The following is a 17,905-nucleotide window of genomic DNA, read 5'->3' as shown; positions in this document are numbered from 1 at the left end:
TTTCGGCTGCCGGCACTTTCATCCGGAATTTTTTCTTCAGTCATGCCTTCCCGCGACAATCAGGAAACCGAACTTTTAGCCTACAGACTGCTGCCCGGCGAGGAGCGCCACAGGCTTGCCCTGGGCGCTGCGCTCATTCACTGGTCGTATCTTGCGGCGAAAAAACCGTCTGCGAAGGGTACGGTGATTCTGCTGCACGGTGTCGCAAGTAACGGCAGCCGCTGGGAAGAGTTTCTCGATACAACGGACTTAAGGGACGACTGGAACTTTATCCGCATGGATTTGCGGGGTCATGCCGCAAGCATCTGCCGCAAGAAGGCGCGGCTTGAGGACTGGTGCGCGGATGTAACTGAAGTGATGAAGGCCGTGGGTGTGCAAAAAGCCGTGATCATCGGGCACAGCCTCGGAGCCCAGGTCACCCTAAACCTTGCGGCGCACTATCCGGAAAAAGTAAGGGGCGTTGTGCTTCTGGATCCCCTGGTGACGGAAGCACTCACCTCCAAGGCCCGTTCAATGAAGCGCAAACTCCCGATGCTGCGGCTTGCAGAGTCCGTGACGCGCGCCATGAATTCGCTCGGGTTTTCCAGACGCCTTGTCGCGCAGGATCTGCGAGCCATGGACAGCAAGGCCCGTGAAATGATTGCCCGCGGAGGTGACGAGCTCAAGGCCTTTATCGCGCAGTACTCGTCGGCAAAGGCCGACCTGCAGTACATCCATCTCGCACCGTACTTAAGAGACCTTCTGGAAGTGGGGCGCCGCACACCCGCGCCGGAGTCGATTACGTGTCCGACACTGGTGATTGCCGCTTCTTCCGGGACCTTTACCGATGAAAAGGCGATGGCTGCCTGGGTGGCGCGGATGCCTCTGGCCCGCATTCAGGCGGTTCACTGCGCACACTGGCCGATGACTGAGTGCCCGCAGGAAGTCAGTGCCGCCGTTTCCGGCTGGATGAAGGACGTCTTCAGCGCTTAAGGCGCAGGCATTGCTTTCCAGCCCGTCGGACAGGCTCTGACCTGCGGCCACCAGCCCTGTTCGGCTTCGCACCAGAAAACCGTATTCGTTGTCGTGGTTGTCGTTGTTGTCGTGGTGGTGGTTGACGAATTGCCCGGATAGGGTTGTGTCTGCGGAATAACGTACGTTGTCACGGGAGGATCGTCACGCAGTGCGGCAGCGGCTCCGTAAACGAGAGCCCCGGCGGCAAGCGGTCCCCAGACCCAGGCCCAGTCGCGGCTGTGCCAGCTGTGGTGACGCGGGGGCGGCGGGCGGTGCCAGACGGGACGGTGAGCGGGCGGGCGCGGAGCAAAGCCCGGGCCGAATCCGGGGCCGGGACCGTGGGCTGCCGCAGGCAGCGCCGTTGCGGCAAGCAGAAGTGCTGCGGCAGCGGCCGCAGCAGCAGAAAGAATGCGCAGCTTAGTCATGATTTACCTCCGGCAGCAGTTGCCTTTACGGTTACTTTAGCCGTGCGCCGCCGGAAATGCGTGCTTTTTCGCAAATCGCCATTATTCTTAACAAAACTATGGGATTTGTGAAGAAAAGCCAAGCGCAGGGGAGGTGCCTTGGTGCACAATATGCACGGAAAGAAAATGACCTGTGCCGGGTAAAAACTCCCTCGCAGGAACGGTAACCGCAAAGGGCGCGCAATTGTCAGACAATCAACGAAACAACAGCCGCTGGGCAAAGGAAGTGACGATCGGTCAGCAGATCGTGTTTTTTGCAACGGCCGTGAGTTTTGCCGCTGGCGCCGCAGACATGTCCTCGGGAGCTGTTGCCGCTGGCTTCGGAAACTTCGGAATTCTGCTGATTCTGATCCGCACGTATTTTTCCGTGCCGCTCATGGTGGCGGGGCTGCGGGCGAGGGACGTGAACTGGGCCGAACGTGAGGAGAGGCGCCTTATCTCCGGAGGCGATCTTGCCTGGACGGCTCTGGTGGGGCGCGCTGGCTGGGTTTGTCTCTTTGTGAGCGTATTGCTGCAGGCTTTTTTGGGCGTGGCCTGACAAAGCCGGAATTTTCAGATACAATGCGCGCCTTCCCGGCAGAAGGGAGAAGAACAATCCGGAGGAAAACCGGGCGGATTTCAGGTCCGCAGAGGTATTTCGGTGTTGTTTTTCGCCGGAGAGCTTGACAAAGTCTCCGACAACCCGCATAATCTGCCATTCGCTACGGAGGGGTGCCCGAGTGGCTAAAGGGGGCAGACTGTAAATCTGTTGGCTTACGCCTACGATGGTTCGAATCCATCCCCCTCCACCAGCGATCTGTCTGATAAAGACAGCCGCAAATGCAGTGCGGTAAAAGGAAGCCGAATTGCAGTTGTAATAGGCGGGTGTAGCTCAATGGTAGAGCAGAAGCCTTCCAAGCTTACGACGAGGGTTCGATTCCCTTCACCCGCTCCAGCATCAAAGTGTGCCCGTGTGGCTCAGTGGTAGAGCACTCCCTTGGTAAGGGAGAGGTCATGCGTTCGATCCGCATCACGGGCACCAGTAATTTTTTTCGTTTGACATTTTTTGAATACAACCCGGAAAAGTTTCCGGCTTTTGTTCAGGAGTTAAACCATGGCAAAAGAGAAGTTTGAGCGCACCAAGCCGCACGTCAACGTCGGCACCATCGGTCACGTTGACCACGGTAAGACGACGCTCACCGCTGCTATCTGCACGGTTCTGTCCAAGAAGTTCGGCGGCGAAGCCAAGGCCTACGATCAGATCGACGCGGCTCCTGAAGAAAAGGCCCGCGGCATCACGATCAACACCGCTCACGTTGAATACGAAACCGCCAAGCGCCACTACGCTCACGTCGACTGCCCGGGGCACGCCGACTATGTGAAGAACATGATTACCGGTGCTGCCCAGATGGACGGCGCCATCCTCGTTGTGTCCGCTGCTGACGGCCCCATGCCCCAGACGCGTGAACACATCCTTCTTGCCCGCCAGGTGGGTGTTCCCTACATCATCGTCTACCTGAACAAGTGCGACATGGTTGACGATCCGGAACTGCTCGAGCTCGTTGAAATGGAAGTCCGCGAACTTCTGTCGAGCTACGACTTCCCGGGCGACACGATCCCGATCATCAAGGGTTCCGCCAAGCTCGCTCTGGAAGGCGACACGGGTGAACTCGGCGAACAGTCCATCATGAAGCTCGCCGAAACGCTCGACGACTACATCCCGACGCCGCAGCGCGCTCTGGATCAGCCGTTCCTGATGCCGATCGAAGACGTGTTCTCGATTTCCGGCCGCGGCACCGTTGTGACGGGCCGTGTCGAACGCGGTGTGATCCGCGTCGGCGACGAAATCGAAATCGTCGGCATCAAGCCCACGCAGAAAACGACCTGCACGGGCGTGGAAATGTTCCGTAAGCTGCTTGACGAAGGCGAAGCCGGTGACAACGTCGGTATTCTGCTGCGCGGCACGAAGCGTGAAGACGTGGAACGCGGTCAGGTTCTCGCGAAGCCCGGCACCATCACCCCGCACACGAAGTTCACGGCTGAAGTGTACGTTCTGACGAAGGAAGAAGGCGGCCGCCACACCCCGTTCTTCAAGGGCTATCGTCCGCAGTTCTACTTCCGTACGACGGACGTGACCGGTACGATCGAACTGCCGGAAGGCACCGAAATGGTGATGCCTGGCGACAACATCACGATGACCGTTCAGCTCATCTGCCCGATCGCCATGGAAGCCGGCCTCCGCTTCGCTATCCGTGAAGGCGGTCACACGGTCGGTGCCGGCGTGGTTGCCAAGATCATCGAGTAATAGTTCTCGACGCGGGACGGCCCAGTTGTGAGTCGCCCCGACGGACAGGGGTATAGCTCAATTGGCAGAGCGACGGTCTCCAAAACCGTAGGTTGAGGGTTCGATTCCTTCTGCCCCTGCCACAATCTGATGATATAAGCAAGCCGCGATCACCCGACCGCGGCTTGTTTGTCTGCGCTTTAAGCGTGAAAGAAAGTCATGAGTAATACAAACGTACAGCCCGAATCCAACAAAGCGCTTGATATCGGCGTTGTGACACTTGCGGTGTTGATCGTTGCGGCGGGCATTTTTGCCTTTACGTTTCTGACCGATCAGCAGCTCGGCATCCGTATCGGCGCTCTGGTGGGCGGCCTGGTGATCGGCTGCGGCGTTGCCGCATTTTCGCCCTCGGGCAAACGCTTCATCGGTTTTTGCCGTGAGTCCTATGACGAACTGCGCCGCGTTGTCTGGCCGACCCGCCGTGAAACGGTGAATACCACGGGACTGGTGATGGCTTTTGTCGTGGCCGTTGCCTTCTACCTGTTTGTTGTCGACAAGTTCGTGGAGTGGGGCCTTTACGACGGACTGTTGCGTCTGTCGTTCTAACCTCAGCGGGGAAGCTTAAATGTCTGAAGATACCAATCAGAACAAGCAGCCGGAAATGCGCTGGTATACGTTGCACGTCTATTCCACGATGGAAAAGAGTGTCGCCAAAGCCATTCAGGACCGCATTGATCATTCTGATCTGAAGCAGTATTTCGGCGAAGTGCTACTGCCGATTGAAAAGGTGCAGGAAAACCGGAACGGCCGCAAGTATGAAAGCGAACGCCGCATGTACCCGGGCTATGTTTTCGTTGAGATGGTCATGAACGAAGACACCTGGCACCTGATGAACTCCACGCCGCGCGTGATCGAATTCCTCGGCAACAACAATCCCGTGCCGCTTTCTCAGCGTGAAATCGACGGCATCAAGGGCCGCATGAATGTCGGTACCGGTGAAAAAGCCCGTCCGAAGGTTCTTTTTGAAGTGGGCGAAACGGTCCGCATCAAGGAAGGTCCCTTTACGGACTTCAACGGCCGCGTCGAAGAAGTCATGTACGACAAGTCGCGTCTGCGCTGCTTCGTGTCGATCTTCGGTCGCGAAACGAGCGTTGAACTCGCGTTTAACGAAGTCGAGAAAGTCTGATCTCAGCCGCCCTTTCGGGCGGACTGAAAGAAGCGGACCCGGTGGCAGACACTGTGGTCCGTTTTTCTTGAGACCACAAACTGTTGTATTTTGAGCGGCAGTTTTAAATTTTTTTCGGTAAGGGTTTGCTTTTGCTGAAATTTTTCGGCATAATGGCGCCCTTTCTTATTTTAACTGGGGAGCACGCTCATATTGACCGTGCGCAGGAACCCAGGGAGTCAAAAATGGCAAAGAAAATCGTCGGCTTTATTAAGCTGCAGATTCCTGCAGGCAAAGCCAATCCCTCGCCCCCCGTTGGTCCGGCTCTCGGCCAGCGCGGTCTGAACATCATGGAATTCTGCAAGGCCTTTAACGCCAAGACGCAGAAGATGGAAGCAGGTCTTCCGATTCCGGTTGTGATCACCGCCTACGCCGACAAGAGCTTCACCTTCGTGATGAAGACGCCCCCGGCTACGGTTCTGATCAAGAAGGCCGCGAAGATCACCAAGGGTTCGGCCCGTCCGCACACGGACAAGGTCGGCAAGATCACGCGCGCTCAGGCTGAAGAAATCGCCAAGATGAAGCAGCCTGATCTCACTGCCGCCGATATGGACGCGGCCGTGCGCACGATCGCGGGTTCTGCCCGTTCCATGGGTATCACGGTGGAGGGTCTGTAAGATGGCAGCCAAACTTTCCAAGCGCGTTAAAGCCAACGCCGCCAAGTACGATCTTTCCAAGCACTATCCGGTTCTGGAGGCTCTCGAAGCCGTCAAGGCCTGCGCCAACGCCAAGTTCGACGAATCCGTCGACGTGGCTGTTCAGCTCGGCATTGACACCCGTAAGTCCGACCAGACCATCCGCGGTGCTGTTGTTATGCCCGAAGGTACCGGTAAGACCGTCCGTGTCGCCGTGTTCACCCAGGGTGCCCATGCCGAAGAAGCCAAGGCTGCCGGTGCCGATATTGTCGGTTTCGACGACCTCGCCGCTGAAGTCAAGGCCGGCAAGATGGACTTTGATGTTGTGATCGCCAGCCCCGACGCCATGCGTGTTGTCGGTCAGCTCGGTCAGATCCTCGGCCCGCGCGGCCTGATGCCGAACCCGAAGGTCGGCACCGTGACCCCGAACGTTGCCCAGGCCGTTAAGAACGCCAAGGCCGGTCAGGTTCAGTTCCGCGCCGACAAGGCCGGTATCGTTCACGCCCCGATCGGCCGTGCATCCTTTGATGCCGCCCGCTTGGCGACGAACCTTAAGGCACTGATCGAACAGATCAACAAGCTCAAGCCCGCCAGCCAGAAGGGTATCTACCTCAAGAAGGTGGCCGTGAGCTCGACGATGGGTATCGGTGCCCGCGTGGATATCTCCACGCTTTAATGCAGTAAACCAGGGTTAAAGCCCGATGACGTTGTCGGAGGGCTTTGATTCGAAAAGAGGTCGTGAGGCCTCGAGGGCTTTGGGTGGTACGCCGTTTTCGGACGGCGCACCGCTGTCAAAGACCGCTGGAGGGACGCCCGGCGCTTTTGCTGGGGATTGGCAGTCACATCGGGTGCCCTTTAATTGTCTCGAACATTCCGGAAAAACCGCACCCCGCGGTCGGAAAGGTTGCCGAGATATCCAGCGCAGACGGTTCAAACCTCAAAGAGAGACTCTGTGTTGTGTTGAAGGATTTTTCCTGCCCACGCACGAACAACTCTCAGAGACGGGTTAACCGGTTATTAAAAGAACCGGTGCATTCAGTGTTGTTTCGGATGCACCTCTGAGTGGAGCCAGACCATGGGTCTTAATCGTCAAGACAAAGCGGCAGTGATTGAAGAGATGCGCGGCATTGTTGCCAACACCTCCGCAATCGTTATCGCTGAATACCGTGGGCTGACCGTTGAAGCAGTTACCAAGCTGCGTGCCAATGCACGTCAGCAGGGTGTGCAGTTGCGTGTGGTCAAGAACACGCTGGTGCGTCGTGCCGTCGAAGGAACGGCGTTTGCCGATCTGGCCGAGAAGTTCTCCGGCCCGCTCGTCTACGCTTTCTCCGCCGATCCGGTCGCCGCTGCCAAGGTTCTTGCTCAGTTTGCCAAGGAAAACGACAAGCTCGTTATCAAGGGCGGTGCGATGGCCAACTACGTCATGGACGTGGAAGGCGTCAAACAGCTCGCCTCGATGCCGAGCCGCGAAGAACTCCTCGCCAAGCTGATGGCTACGATGAACGAACCGGTTGCGAAACTTGTTCGTACTATTAACGAAGTGCCTGCGCGCTTCGTGCGCACTGTGGCTGCTTACCGCGATGCCCAGGAAAAGGCTGCTGCCTGATTTTTAACCAATTCAATTTAATACACAGTTACGGAGTCAAAAATGGCCCTGACCAATGAAGAAATTCTCGACGCGATCGCTTCCAAGACCGTTCTCGAAATCAGCGAACTCATCAAGATGATGGAAGAAAAGTTCGGCGTTACCGCTACGGCTGCTGTTGCCGTCGCCGGCCCCGCCGCCGGTGGTGCTGCTGCCCCGGCCGCTGAAGAAAAGACCGAATTCGACGTTATCCTCAAGGAAGTCGGTTCCAACAAGATCGGCGTCATCAAGGTTGTCCGCGAAGTGACCGGCCTCGGCCTCAAGGAAGCCAAGGACCTCGTCGAAGGCGCTCCCAAGGCCGTCAAGGAAGGCGTTGCCAAGGAAGAAGCCGAAGAGCTCAAGAAGAAGATCGAAGCTTCCGGCGCCAAGGTCGAACTCAAGTAATTTTCCTTTCGGAAAAAATACTTGCCGGAGACGGCGTGAGGACTTGCTCCCGCGCTGTTTCCCTGCGAAGAAGAGTTTCGGGTTGTTCCGGGCTCTTCTTCGGATTTTGAGGTGTGTTCTGTATAATCAGAATTCAGCTCAAAGTCAAAGTCTGAATGATCGGGAAGAGCAGGAAGATATCTCTGACGTTCCAGCCGCGCGGACGCAATACCTGGTATTGCCCGAGCGGCTTTTGGCGTCTCTGTAATCCGTGCAGGCAATGCTTTCCGTCGATTGAACTTTGAACCCACGTGTTTTTCTCCCCCTCGCGTCGAACGGAGTCTCCATGTCGTACTCGTTCACTGAAAAGAAACGCATTCGGAAGAGTTTTGCTTCGCGTCCGAGCGTCCTTGAAGTGCCCTCCCTGTTGGAAATGCAGCTTCGCAGCTACGAAGAATTCCTTCAGGCGGATGTCAAGCCCGAAAGCCGTAAGGATAACGGCCTGCAGGCAGCCTTCACTTCCATCTTCCCTATCACGAGCCACAACGGTTATGCCCGTCTGAAGTTCCTCGGCTACAAGCTGCAGAAGCCCGAGTTTGACGTTGCTGAATGCCAGTTGAGAGGGCTCACCTACAGCTCGGCACTGCGCGCCCGCATCCAGCTCGAAATTTTTGACCGTGATGCCGCCAAACCCGGCACCGTCAAGGAAATCCGCGAAAACGACGTCTACATGGGCGAAATCCCGCTCATGACGGAAAAGGCTTCGTTCATCATCAACGGCAGCGAACGCGTTATCGTGAGTCAGCTGCACCGTTCGCCCGGTATTTTCTTCGAGCACGACAAGGGTAAGACGCACTCCTCGGGTAAGCTTCTTTTCTCGGCCCGCGTGATTCCTTACCGCGGCTCCTGGCTTGACTTCGAATTTGACCCGAAGGATCTCGTTTACTTCCGTGTGGACCGCCGCCGCAAGATGGCCGGCACGATCCTTCTGAAGGCCATTGGTCTGACGCCAGAAGACATCCTTGCGCACTTCTACGATTTTGACCAGTTCCGCATTCTGCAGAAGGGTGTGACCTGGAACTTCGAACCGTCGCGCCTGCAGGGTGAAACGGCCGCCTTTGACATCAAGGATGCCGACGGCAAGCTCATTGTCGCCAAGGACAAGCGCATCACCGCCCGTCACGTTCGTCTGATGAACGAAGCCGGTGTGAAGAGCCTTTCCGTGCCCGATGAATTCCTGATCGGCCGCGTTCTTGCCAAGGCTGTCTACGACAAGACCACCGGTGAAAAGATCGTTGATGCCAACGACGAAATCACCGAGGATTCGCTCGAAGCTCTGCGCGAACACAAGATCCGTCAGATCGATACGCTCTTTACGAACGATCTTGACCGTGGTGCCTACATCTCCAACACGCTGCGTCTGGATGAAAATCCCGACGAGCTCTCCGCTCGCATCGCCATTTACCGCATGATGCGTCCGGGTGAGCCGCCCACGGAAGAAGCCGTTGAAGGGCTCTTTAACCGGCTCTTCTTTGATTCTGACGCCTACGATCTGTCGCGTGTGGGCCGCATGAAGGTCAACGCCCGTTTCGGCCGCCCGAGCGCCGAAGGTTCGATGACGCTTACGAAGGAAGACATCATCGACACGATGAAGGTCCTCGTCGCTCTGCGTAACGGCGCTGATACGGTGAAGCTCACCGATGCCGAAGGCAATGAGCGCGTCATTGAAATCCACGGCGTGGACGATATTGACCACCTGGGCAACCGCCGTGTGCGCTGCGTGGGTGAATTGGCAGAAAACCAGTTCCGTGCCGGCCTCGTCCGTGTGGAACGCGCCGTACGCGAACGTCTGGGTTCGGCTGAAAGCGACAACCTCACGCCTCAGGATCTGATTAATTCCAAGCCCATCTCGGCCTCGATCCGCGAATTCTTCGGCTCCTCGCAGCTGAGTCAGTTCATGGACCAGACCAACCCCTTGTCGGAAATCACGCACAAGCGCCGTATTTCCGCTCTGGGCCCGGGCGGTCTGACCCGCGAACGCGCGGGCTTTGAAGTCCGCGACGTGCATGCCACGCACTACGGCCGCGTCTGCCCGATTGAAACGCCTGAAGGTCCGAACATCGGTCTGATCAACTCGCTCGCTCTGTACGCGCGCCTCAATGAATACGGGTTCCTTGAGACCCCGTACCGCAAGGTTGAAAACGGCGTGGCGCTCTCTGGCGAAGAAAACATTCACTACCTGTCCGCCATCGAAGAAGGTAAGTACGTGATCGCCCAGGCCAACGCCGAAATGGACGATAACGGCAAGTTGATCGGCGAACTGGTGAGCGCCCGTGAAAACGGCGAATTCATCATGGCTTCGCCTGACCGCGTGCAGTACATGGACGTGGCCCCGGCGCAGATCGTGTCGGTTGCCGCAAGCCTGATTCCGTTCCTTGAACACGACGACGCCAACCGCGCTCTGATGGGCTCGAACATGCAGCGTCAGGGTGTGCCTGTGCTGCGTCCGGAAAAGCCGGTTGTCGGTACCGGTATTGAACGTACGGTTGCCGTGGACTCCAAGGCCACTGTGCAGGCCCGCCGCGGCGGTCTCGTCGAATACGTTGACGCCACCCGCGTTGTGGTGCGTGTGAACGACGATGAAAACGTCGCCGGTGAAGTGGGTGTGGATATCTACAACCTGCAGAAGTTCACGCGTTCCAACGGTTCCACGACGCTGAATCAGCGTCCGATTGTCAAGCGTGGCGACATCATCGCCAAGGGTGACGTTCTCGCTGACGGTGCTTCCACCGATATGGGCGAACTCGCGCTCGGCCAGAACATGCTGATCGCCTTCATGCCCTGGAACGGCTACAACTACGAAGACTCGGTTCTGATCAGCGAAAAGGTGGTGGCAGACGACCGCTACACCTCCATTCACATTGAAGAACTCGATGTGGTGGCCCGTGACACCAAGCTCGGACCGGAAGACATCACCCGCGATATTTCCAACCTTTCGGAAAATCAGCTTAATCGTCTTGACGAATCCGGTATTGTCGCAATCGGCGCTGAAGTAAAGGCGGGCGACGTTCTCGTGGGCAAAGTGACCCCGAAGGGCGAAACGCAGCTCACCCCCGAAGAGAAGCTTCTGCGCGTCATCTTCGGTGAGAAGGCAAGCGATGTGAAGGACACGAGCCTGCGCGTGCCGCCCGGAATGGCCGGCATCGTTATGGACGTGCAGGTCTTTACCCGCGAAGGCGTGGAAAAGGATAAGCGTGCGAAGTCCATCATCGAAGAGCAGTTAAAGCGCTACGACAAGGAATTGAAGGACGCGCTGCGCATTGTTGAAACCGACGTCTTTGCCCGTCTGCGCCGTCAGCTCGCAGGCCGCGTCGCTTCGGGCGGTCCCGAGGGCGTGAAGGCCGGCGCGAAGCTCACTCCGGCGGTGCTTGAAGCCGTCAACGGCTATGACCTCTTTGAAATCCGCATGAAGGAAGAAGAGGATCAGAAGCTCATTGACCTTGCCCGCAAGGTCGTCGACGACAAGCGCGAAGACAACCGTCAGCGTCTGGCCGAAAAGAACGACAAATTAAACCGCGGCGACGAACTGCCCCCGGGCGTACTGAAGATGGTCAAGGTCTTCATCGCTGAGAAGCGCCGTCTGCAGCCCGGTGACAAGATGTCCGGCCGCCACGGCAACAAGGGTGTGGTCTCCAAGATCTGCCCGGTGGAAGATATGCCCTACATGGCTGACGGCCGTCCCGCCGACATCTGCCTCAATCCCCTGGGCGTGCCTTCCCGTATGAACATCGGTCAGATTCTTGAAGTGCATCTGGGCTGGGCCGCCAAGGGTATCGGCTGGCGCATTGCCGAGATGCTCAAGACCGAACAGGTCAAGCAGATCCGCGCGTTCCTCAATGAGGTTTACAACCGCACGGGCAAGAAGGAAGACCTCGACAGCCTCACCGATGACGAACTGATGGCAATGGCAAAGAACCTTGCCAACGGCGTGCCCTTTGCCACGCCCGTCTTTGACGGCGCCACGGAAGAACAGATCCGCATGATGCTCGATCTCGCCTTCCCGGATGAGGAAGCGAAGAAGCTGCAGCTGACGCCTGCCAAGACCCAGGCAACGCTTTACGACGGCCGCACGGGTGATCCGTTTGACCGTCCTGTCACGGTGGGCTACATGCACTTCCTGAAGCTGCACCACCTGGTCGACGACAAGATGCACGCCCGCTCCACGGGTCCGTACAGCCTTGTCACGCAGCAGCCCCTGGGCGGTAAGGCTCAGTTCGGCGGCCAGCGTTTCGGCGAAATGGAAGTCTGGGCACTGGAAGCCTACGGCGCAAGCTACGTGCTGCAGGAAATGCTCACCGTGAAGTCCGACGACGTCACGGGCCGTACCAAGGTCTACGAGAACATTGTGGGCGGTGAACATCAGATTGAAGCGGGCATGCCCGAATCCTTCAATGTGCTGGTCCGCGAAATCCGGTCGCTGGGTATTGACATCGACCTTATCAAACGAGACGCTAACGCCAAGGAATAAGTTCCATGATGAATAAGATTGGTGACTTGTTCAAGCAGCAGACCAACGTTGCTGAACATTTCGACGCCATTAAGATCGGCATCGCATCCCCGGAGAAGATCCGTTCCTGGTCGTACGGCGAAGTCAAAAAGCCGGAAACCATCAACTACCGTACCTTCAAGCCCGAACGTGACGGCCTGTTTTGCGCCAAGATCTTCGGACCGATCAAGGACTACGAGTGCCTGTGCGGCAAATACAAGCGCCTCAAGCACCGCGGCGTGATCTGCGAAAAGTGCGGCGTGGAAGTGACGCTTTCCAAGGTCCGCCGTGAACGCATGGGTCACATTGAGCTCGCAAGCCCCGTTGCGCACATCTGGTTCTTAAAGAGCCTGCCTTCGCGCATGGGTATGGTGCTCGATATTGCGCTCCGCGATATCGAACGCGTGCTTTACTTTGAAGCCTACTGCGTCACCGACCCGGGCCTCACGCCGCTTACCCGCGGGCAGCTTCTCACGGAAGACGAATACATCAAGATGCTCTCCGAGCACGGCGATGACTTCAAGGCCATGATGGGCGCTGAAGCCATCCGTGAGCTCCTTGCGAGCATCGACATTGATCAGGAAGTCACGAACCTGCGTCAGGAACTCTCTGCAACGAGTTCTGACGCCAAGATCAAGAAGATCGCCAAGCGTCTGAAGGTTCTCGAGGGCTTCCAGCGCTCCGGCATCAAGCCCGAGTGGATGATTCTTGAGGTGCTGCCGGTGCTGCCGCCGGATCTGCGCCCGCTCGTTCCGTTGGACGGCGGCCGCTTTGCGACCTCGGATCTGAATGACCTTTACCGCCGCGTCATCAACCGTAACAACCGCTTGAAGCGCCTCCTGGAACTTAAGGCCCCGGACATCATCGTGCGCAATGAAAAGCGCATGCTGCAGGAAGCCGTCGACAGCCTCCTCGATAACGGCCGCCGCGGTAAGGCGATGACCGGTCCCAACAAGCGCCCGCTGAAGTCGCTTGCCGACATGATCAAGGGTAAGTCCGGCCGCTTCCGTCAGAACCTCCTGGGTAAGCGTGTTGACTACTCGGGGCGCTCCGTGATTACGGTGGGGCCGGAACTGCGTCTGCATCAGTGCGGTCTGCCCAAACTTATGGCGCTTGAGCTCTTTAAGCCCTTCATCTTCAATAAGCTCGAAACCCGTGGCCTTGCCTCCACGATTAAGAGCGCCAAGAAGATGGTGGACAATCAGGAACCGGTGGTGTGGGATATCCTCGAAGAGGTGATCTACGAACACCCGGTGATGCTCAACCGTGCTCCGACGCTGCACCGCCTCGGTATTCAGGCCTTTGAACCCAAGCTCATCGAAGGTAAGGCCATTCAGCTGCATCCGCTCGTTTGCGCGGCCTTTAACGCCGACTTCGACGGTGACCAGATGGCCGTGCACGTGCCGCTGTCGCTGGAAGCGCAGCTTGAAGCCCGCTGCTTGATGCTTTCGTCGAACAACGTCCTTTTCCCGGCCAACGGCGATCCCTCGATCGTTCCGTCGCAGGACATGGTGCTCGGTCTTTACTACTCGACCCGTGAACGCATCAATGCCCCGGGCGAAGGCATGTTCTTTGAAAACATCGAAGAAGTGCAGCGCGCCTTAGACGCACACGCCATTGTTCTGCAGACCCGCTGCACGGTGCGTATCCGTGAAGTGGACGTGAACAAGGAAACGGGCGAAAAGACCGAACGCATGAAGCGTTATGAAACGACCGCAGGCCGTGCGCTTCTGTCTTCGATTCTTCCCGACGGCATGAGCTTTGCTGAACTCAACCGGACCTTAAAGAAGAAGGAAATCGCCAAACTCATCAACCGCTGCTTCCGCAAGTGCGGTCTGCGCGCCACGGTGATGTTTGCCGACCAGCTGAAAAATAACGGCTACCGTCTCGCAACGCTTGCCGGTATTTCGATCTGCATCGGCGATATGACCGTTCCGCAGAAGAAGGCCGCGCTCGTGTCGGCTGCCGAAGATGAAGTGAAGGCGATTGAAGAGCAGTACACCTCGGGTCTTGTGACGAAGGGTGAACGCTACAACAAGGTGATCGATATCTGGGGCCGTACGTCCGACGAAGTCGGTAAGGTCATGATGAAGGAACTCTCCAATGAGGCCGTCATCGACCGTCACGGCAACAAGACCACCCAGGAATCGTTCAACTCGATTTACATGATGGCCGACTCCGGTGCCCGTGGTTCCGCAGCGCAGATTCGTCAGGTTGCCGGTATGCGCGGCCTGATGGCCAAGCCCGACGGCTCCATTATCGAAACACCGATTACGTCGAACTTCCGCGAAGGTCTGAACGTTCTGCAGTACTTTATTTCGACCCACGGTGCCCGTAAGGGTCTCGCGGATACGGCCTTAAAGACCGCTAACTCCGGTTACCTCACCCGCCGTCTTGTTGACGTGACGCAGGACCTGGTTGTGGTTGAAGACGACTGCGGCACCACTGACGGCGTTGTGATGCGTCCGCTCGTTGAAGGCGGCGAAGTCATTCAGGCGCTGCGCGACCGCGTGTTGGGCCGTGTGACGGCTGAGCCCGTCTACGACAACAACAAGGAAGTGCTCGTTGAAGCCGGTGTGCTCATTGACGAAGACATCTGCGATAAGCTCGATGCCGAAGGCGTGGATGCCGTGAAGGTCCGTACGCCGCTCACCTGCCACACCCGCTACGGTCTGTGCGCGAAGTGCTACGGCCGTGATCTCGGACGCGGCACGCTTGTGAACGCCGGTGAGTCCGTGGGCGTCATCGCCGCTCAGTCCATCGGTGAACCGGGCACGCAGCTTACGATGCGTACGTTCCACATCGGTGGTGCGGCAAGCCGTGCGGCGGTTGCTTCCAGCGTTGAAGCCAAGAACGCCGGCGTGGTGAGCTTCTCCCCGTCGATGCGTTACGTCCAGAACGGTAAGAAAGAACTCATCGTCATTTCCCGCTCGGGCGAACTCATCATCACGGACGCCAACACGGGACGTGAACGTGAACGTCATAAGGTGCCCTACGGTGCGACGCTTCTGATTAAGCCCGACGAGGAAGTGAAGTCCGGCCAGCAGCTCGCCGCCTTTGACCCGATGACGCTGCCGATTATTTCCGAATACGCCGGCTCCGTGAAGTTCGAAAACGTCGTTGAAAACGTCACCGTGATGAATCAGGTTGACGAAGTGACGGGTTTGAGCTCCATGGTTGTGATCGACCCGAAGCGTACGACGAGCTCGAAGTCCTCAAAGACCAAGTCCACGGCCGCCAACGTCATGCGTCCGCTCGTTCACCTCTTGGACGAAGAGGGCCACGAAGTGAAGATTCCGGGGACCGATCACGCTGTGACGATTCAGCTGCCGGTGGGCGCCATTATCGTGGTGCGCGACGGTCAGACGATTCATCAGGGCGAAGTGCTCGCACGTATCCCGCGTGAAAGTCAGAAGACCCGTGATATTACGGGCGGTCTGCCGCGAGTGGCCGAACTCTTTGAAGCCAGAAGCCCCAAGGACGCCGGCATGCTCGCCGAAGAAACCGGTACGGTTACGTTCGGCAAGGAAACCAAGGGTAAGCAGCGCCTCATCATCACCGACAACGACGGTGTTGAACACGAGTTCCTGATCAGCAAGGACAAGCAGATCCTCGTGCACGACGGTCAGATCGTGCAGCGCGGTGAAGAAATCGTGGAAGGTCCTGCCGATCCGCACGACATTCTGCGTCTGCTCGGCATTGAGGAGCTTGCGCGCTACATCGTCGACGAAGTGCAGGACGTCTACCGTCTGCAGGGCGTGAAGATCAACGACAAGCACATCGAAGTGATTGTCCGTCAGATGCTGCGCCGCGTGCAGATCACGGATCCGGGCGACACGCACTTCATCCCGGGCGAACAGGTTGAACGCAGCGAAATGCTCGACGAAAACGACCGCGTTGTCGCCGAAGGCAAGACGCCGGCGAAGTACGACAACGTCCTGCTCGGCATCACGAAGGCTTCTTTGTCCACCGACTCCTTCATTTCCGCCGCTTCCTTCCAGGAAACGACGCGCGTTCTGACTGAAGCCGCCATTATGGGTAAGGAAGACGATCTGCGCGGCCTGAAGGAAAACGTGATCGTGGGCCGTCTGATTCCGGCCGGTACGGGCTTGGCCTACCACAAGGCCCGCCGCGCCAAGGATGAGATGGAACGCCGTATGGGTCAGGATCCCTCCGAAGCCCGCCGTGTCGCCGAAGAGATGTTCGAGTCGACCGATGCGGAAACCGAGAAGGAAGCTGAAGCCATGCGCGAAGAGATGTTCATGAGCGGCGATGCGGGTAAGGGCGGTTTGTCCGCAGCCCGCCGCGCGGCTGAAGAACTCTTTGCTCAGCCTGAGGAAGAAAAGAAAGAGGACGAAGAAAAGAAGTCTGAATAAGACGGAGTCTGAGTCTAAAAAAAGTGCCGCCCGGGGTTTATACCTGCGGATGGCACTTGTAAGGGAAAGCGAAAAGGGCGGAAGGTTTGCCCGAAACGCTTTCCCTTTTTTATGTGCGGCTCGCGCGTTTCAGAAGGTCAGCTGCCGCAGCGCGCGCTTCCTCAATAATTGTTTCTTCCCCGGGGACGTGTCCCTTTTCCATGATGACCGCGCCGTTACAGATTACGGTGTCAATACTGGAACTCTGAGCGCTGTAAACCCAGTCGGAGATGAGGTTGTAGCCCGGGGTAAAGCGCGTGGAATTATCGGTGCGGATAAGGAGGGCGTCAGCGGCGGCACCCTCGCGGATCACGCCCGCATTAAGCCCGAAAGCGTCAGCGCCTGCGCGCGTAGCCCAGTCAAAAACCTGATGGGCGGGGAGCACCTCGGGACCAAAATTCACCTTCGCGAGAAGCGCCGCGAATTTCATTTCCTCCCGCATGTCGACATTATTGTTAGAGGCGCAGCCGTCGGTACCGAGCGCGACGCGGCAGCCCGCGTCCGTCACCGCCTTGGAGCGGAAAACGCCGCTTGCGAGCTTCATGTTGGAAGACGGATTGTGCGAGAGGGTAGAGCGGCGCTTCGCGAGGATTTCAATATCGGCGTCGGTGAGATGCACGCAGTGCGCAAGCACTGATTTTTCCGTGAGAAGCCCCAGGCTGTCGCAGTACGCGGTGGGGGTCATCCCGTGCGCCTTGATGCAGTCGGCGTTTTCCTGCGCGGTTTCGGACAAGTGCATGTGCAGCGTGAGGCCGTTGTCGCGCGCAAAGTTGGCGCAGCGCTTTAAAAGATCGGTCCCTGCGGTGTAGACGGCGTGCGGTGCGACGGTAACGCCGATTAAAGTTCCTTCGAGGTTGCGGGCAAGGCGTTTGGTGCGGGAAAAGGCTTCATTTAAAACGGCCGTGCCGCGCCTGTCCATCACGGTGTCCGCGACAAGCGCACGGACGCCCAGCTCTTCGGCGGCACGGATCGTTTCCTCCACAAGCCAGTACATGTCGTTAAAGAGCACCGACCCGGACTTGATCATCTCGAGAATGGCGAGCTTCGAGCCCACGTAAATGTCGTGCGCCGTGAGTTTGGCTTCCAGCGGCCAGATGCGGTCGTTAAGCCACGTAAAAAGCGCCATATCGTCACCGTAGCCGCGCAAAAGGGCCATCGCCTGATGGGTGTGCGTGTTGTAAAAGGGCGGCAAAAGCGCCATGCCGTGCGCGTCAATGACGCGGTCTGCACCGGCGGTCTCAGGCGCCTTTAAATCCGCAAAAACGCCCTTATCGATGAGCACATGCGTGCGGCTGCCGTTAAGCGTCACGTTTCTTAAGAGTAGGCTCGTCATGGTGTGGTGGTCCTCGCTTAAAA

The 17,905-nt window shown here is 57.8% G+C and carries 13 protein-coding genes and 4 tRNA genes; 15 read left to right on the top strand and 2 right to left on the bottom strand.

The window, feature by feature from the left end; genetic code table 11:
* Window positions 1–42 precede the first annotated feature (42 nt).
* Window positions 43–972 (top strand): alpha/beta fold hydrolase, encoded by a 930-nt coding sequence (locus tag NXF97_RS06275; RefSeq protein ID WP_074008610.1) that lies wholly within the window; start codon window positions 43–45, stop codon window positions 970–972.
* Here the strand turns inward: NXF97_RS06275 and NXF97_RS06270 are convergent.
* Window positions 969–1,418 carry a hypothetical protein gene (locus NXF97_RS06270; protein ID WP_022372682.1) on the bottom strand — a complete coding sequence of 150 codons (450 nt, stop codon included), beginning with the start codon at window positions 1,416–1,418 and terminating at the stop codon, window positions 969–971. The genes NXF97_RS06275 and NXF97_RS06270 overlap by 4 nt on opposite strands.
* A 223-nt stretch (window positions 1,419–1,641) precedes the next feature.
* On the opposite strand from NXF97_RS06270, the gene NXF97_RS06265 reads away from it, so the two are divergent.
* The 14 genes from NXF97_RS06265 (at window position 1,642) to rpoC (ending at window position 16,510) form a co-directional block, all read left to right on the top strand.
* Complete coding sequence (locus tag NXF97_RS06265; RefSeq protein WP_143182981.1) at window positions 1,642–1,995, top strand: hypothetical protein; 354 nt, start codon at window positions 1,642–1,644, stop codon at window positions 1,993–1,995.
* Between the two features lie 167 nt (window positions 1,996–2,162).
* Window positions 2,163–2,248: transfer RNA gene (locus NXF97_RS06260), tRNA-Tyr, on the top strand.
* Between the two features lie 69 nt (window positions 2,249–2,317).
* Window positions 2,318–2,391, top strand: a tRNA-Gly gene (locus tag NXF97_RS06255).
* Between the two features lie 12 nt (window positions 2,392–2,403).
* A tRNA-Thr gene (locus NXF97_RS06250) sits at window positions 2,404–2,478 on the top strand.
* 72 nt (window positions 2,479–2,550) lie between these two features.
* Window positions 2,551–3,741 carry an elongation factor Tu gene (tuf, locus tag NXF97_RS06245; protein WP_074008611.1) on the top strand — a complete coding sequence of 397 codons (1,191 nt, stop codon included), beginning with the start codon at window positions 2,551–2,553 and terminating at the stop codon, window positions 3,739–3,741.
* Window positions 3,742–3,787: 46 nt separating this feature from the next.
* Window positions 3,788–3,863: transfer RNA gene (locus tag NXF97_RS06240), tRNA-Trp, on the top strand.
* A gap of 76 nt (window positions 3,864–3,939) precedes the next feature.
* Window positions 3,940–4,326 (top strand): preprotein translocase subunit SecE, encoded by a 387-nt coding sequence (gene secE, locus NXF97_RS06235; RefSeq protein WP_022372540.1) that lies wholly within the window; start codon window positions 3,940–3,942, stop codon window positions 4,324–4,326.
* Window positions 4,327–4,345: 19 nt separating this feature from the next.
* Window positions 4,346–4,906: a transcription termination/antitermination protein NusG gene (nusG, locus tag NXF97_RS06230; protein WP_022372541.1), complete on the top strand. Its 561-nt coding sequence runs from the start codon at window positions 4,346–4,348 to the stop codon at window positions 4,904–4,906.
* A gap of 224 nt (window positions 4,907–5,130) precedes the next feature.
* Window positions 5,131–5,562, top strand: coding sequence for a 50S ribosomal protein L11 (gene rplK / locus NXF97_RS06225; protein WP_022372542.1), 432 nt, complete (start codon window positions 5,131–5,133; stop codon window positions 5,560–5,562).
* A gap of 1 nt (window position 5,563) precedes the next feature.
* A complete protein-coding gene (gene rplA, locus NXF97_RS06220; protein ID WP_022372543.1) occupies window positions 5,564–6,256 on the top strand; it encodes a 50S ribosomal protein L1 in 693 nt (230 codons plus the stop codon).
* 399 nt (window positions 6,257–6,655) lie between these two features.
* Complete coding sequence (rplJ, locus tag NXF97_RS06215) at window positions 6,656–7,186, top strand: 50S ribosomal protein L10 (RefSeq protein WP_022372544.1); 531 nt, start codon at window positions 6,656–6,658, stop codon at window positions 7,184–7,186.
* Between the two features lie 42 nt (window positions 7,187–7,228).
* Window positions 7,229–7,609, top strand: a complete 381-nt coding sequence (gene rplL, locus NXF97_RS06210) for a 50S ribosomal protein L7/L12 (protein WP_022372545.1) — start codon at window positions 7,229–7,231, stop codon at window positions 7,607–7,609.
* Between the two features lie 325 nt (window positions 7,610–7,934).
* Window positions 7,935–12,116: a DNA-directed RNA polymerase subunit beta gene (gene rpoB / locus NXF97_RS06205; protein WP_274955481.1), complete on the top strand. Its 4,182-nt coding sequence runs from the start codon at window positions 7,935–7,937 to the stop codon at window positions 12,114–12,116.
* Between the two features lie 8 nt (window positions 12,117–12,124).
* Window positions 12,125–16,510, top strand: coding sequence for a DNA-directed RNA polymerase subunit beta' (gene rpoC, locus NXF97_RS06200; RefSeq protein WP_084765516.1), 4,386 nt, complete (start codon window positions 12,125–12,127; stop codon window positions 16,508–16,510).
* A 109-nt stretch (window positions 16,511–16,619) separates the two neighbouring features.
* Here the strand turns inward: rpoC and NXF97_RS06195 are convergent, their stop codons facing one another.
* Window positions 16,620–17,882: an amidohydrolase gene (locus NXF97_RS06195; protein WP_022372549.1), complete on the bottom strand. Its 1,263-nt coding sequence runs from the start codon at window positions 17,880–17,882 to the stop codon at window positions 16,620–16,622.
* Window positions 17,883–17,905 lie beyond the last annotated feature (23 nt).

Source organism: Duodenibacillus massiliensis, from assembly GCF_928721995.1.
Classification (GTDB): Bacteria; Pseudomonadota; Gammaproteobacteria; order Burkholderiales; family Burkholderiaceae_F; genus Duodenibacillus; species Duodenibacillus massiliensis.
Note: the sequence above shows the minus strand (reverse complement) of the source record. Positions and strands in the feature narration are given on the sequence as shown.

Coding starts and splice junctions, on each gene's coding strand:
- NXF97_RS06275 (WP_074008610.1), top strand. CDS start 43: ATGCCTTCCCGCGACAATCAGGAAACCGAACTTTTAGCCTACAGACTG.
- NXF97_RS06270 (WP_022372682.1), bottom strand. CDS start 1,418: ATGACTAAGCTGCGCATTCTTTCTGCTGCTGCGGCCGCTGCCGCAGCA.
- tuf (WP_074008611.1), top strand. CDS start 2,551: ATGGCAAAAGAGAAGTTTGAGCGCACCAAGCCGCACGTCAACGTCGGC.
- secE (WP_022372540.1), top strand. CDS start 3,940: ATGAGTAATACAAACGTACAGCCCGAATCCAACAAAGCGCTTGATATC.
- nusG (WP_022372541.1), top strand. CDS start 4,346: ATGTCTGAAGATACCAATCAGAACAAGCAGCCGGAAATGCGCTGGTAT.
- rplK (WP_022372542.1), top strand. CDS start 5,131: ATGGCAAAGAAAATCGTCGGCTTTATTAAGCTGCAGATTCCTGCAGGC.
- rplA (WP_022372543.1), top strand. CDS start 5,564: ATGGCAGCCAAACTTTCCAAGCGCGTTAAAGCCAACGCCGCCAAGTAC.
- rplJ (WP_022372544.1), top strand. CDS start 6,656: ATGGGTCTTAATCGTCAAGACAAAGCGGCAGTGATTGAAGAGATGCGC.
- rplL (WP_022372545.1), top strand. CDS start 7,229: ATGGCCCTGACCAATGAAGAAATTCTCGACGCGATCGCTTCCAAGACC.
- rpoB (WP_274955481.1), top strand. CDS start 7,935: ATGTCGTACTCGTTCACTGAAAAGAAACGCATTCGGAAGAGTTTTGCT.
- rpoC (WP_084765516.1), top strand. CDS start 12,125: ATGAATAAGATTGGTGACTTGTTCAAGCAGCAGACCAACGTTGCTGAA.
- NXF97_RS06195 (WP_022372549.1), bottom strand. CDS start 17,882: ATGACGAGCCTACTCTTAAGAAACGTGACGCTTAACGGCAGCCGCACG.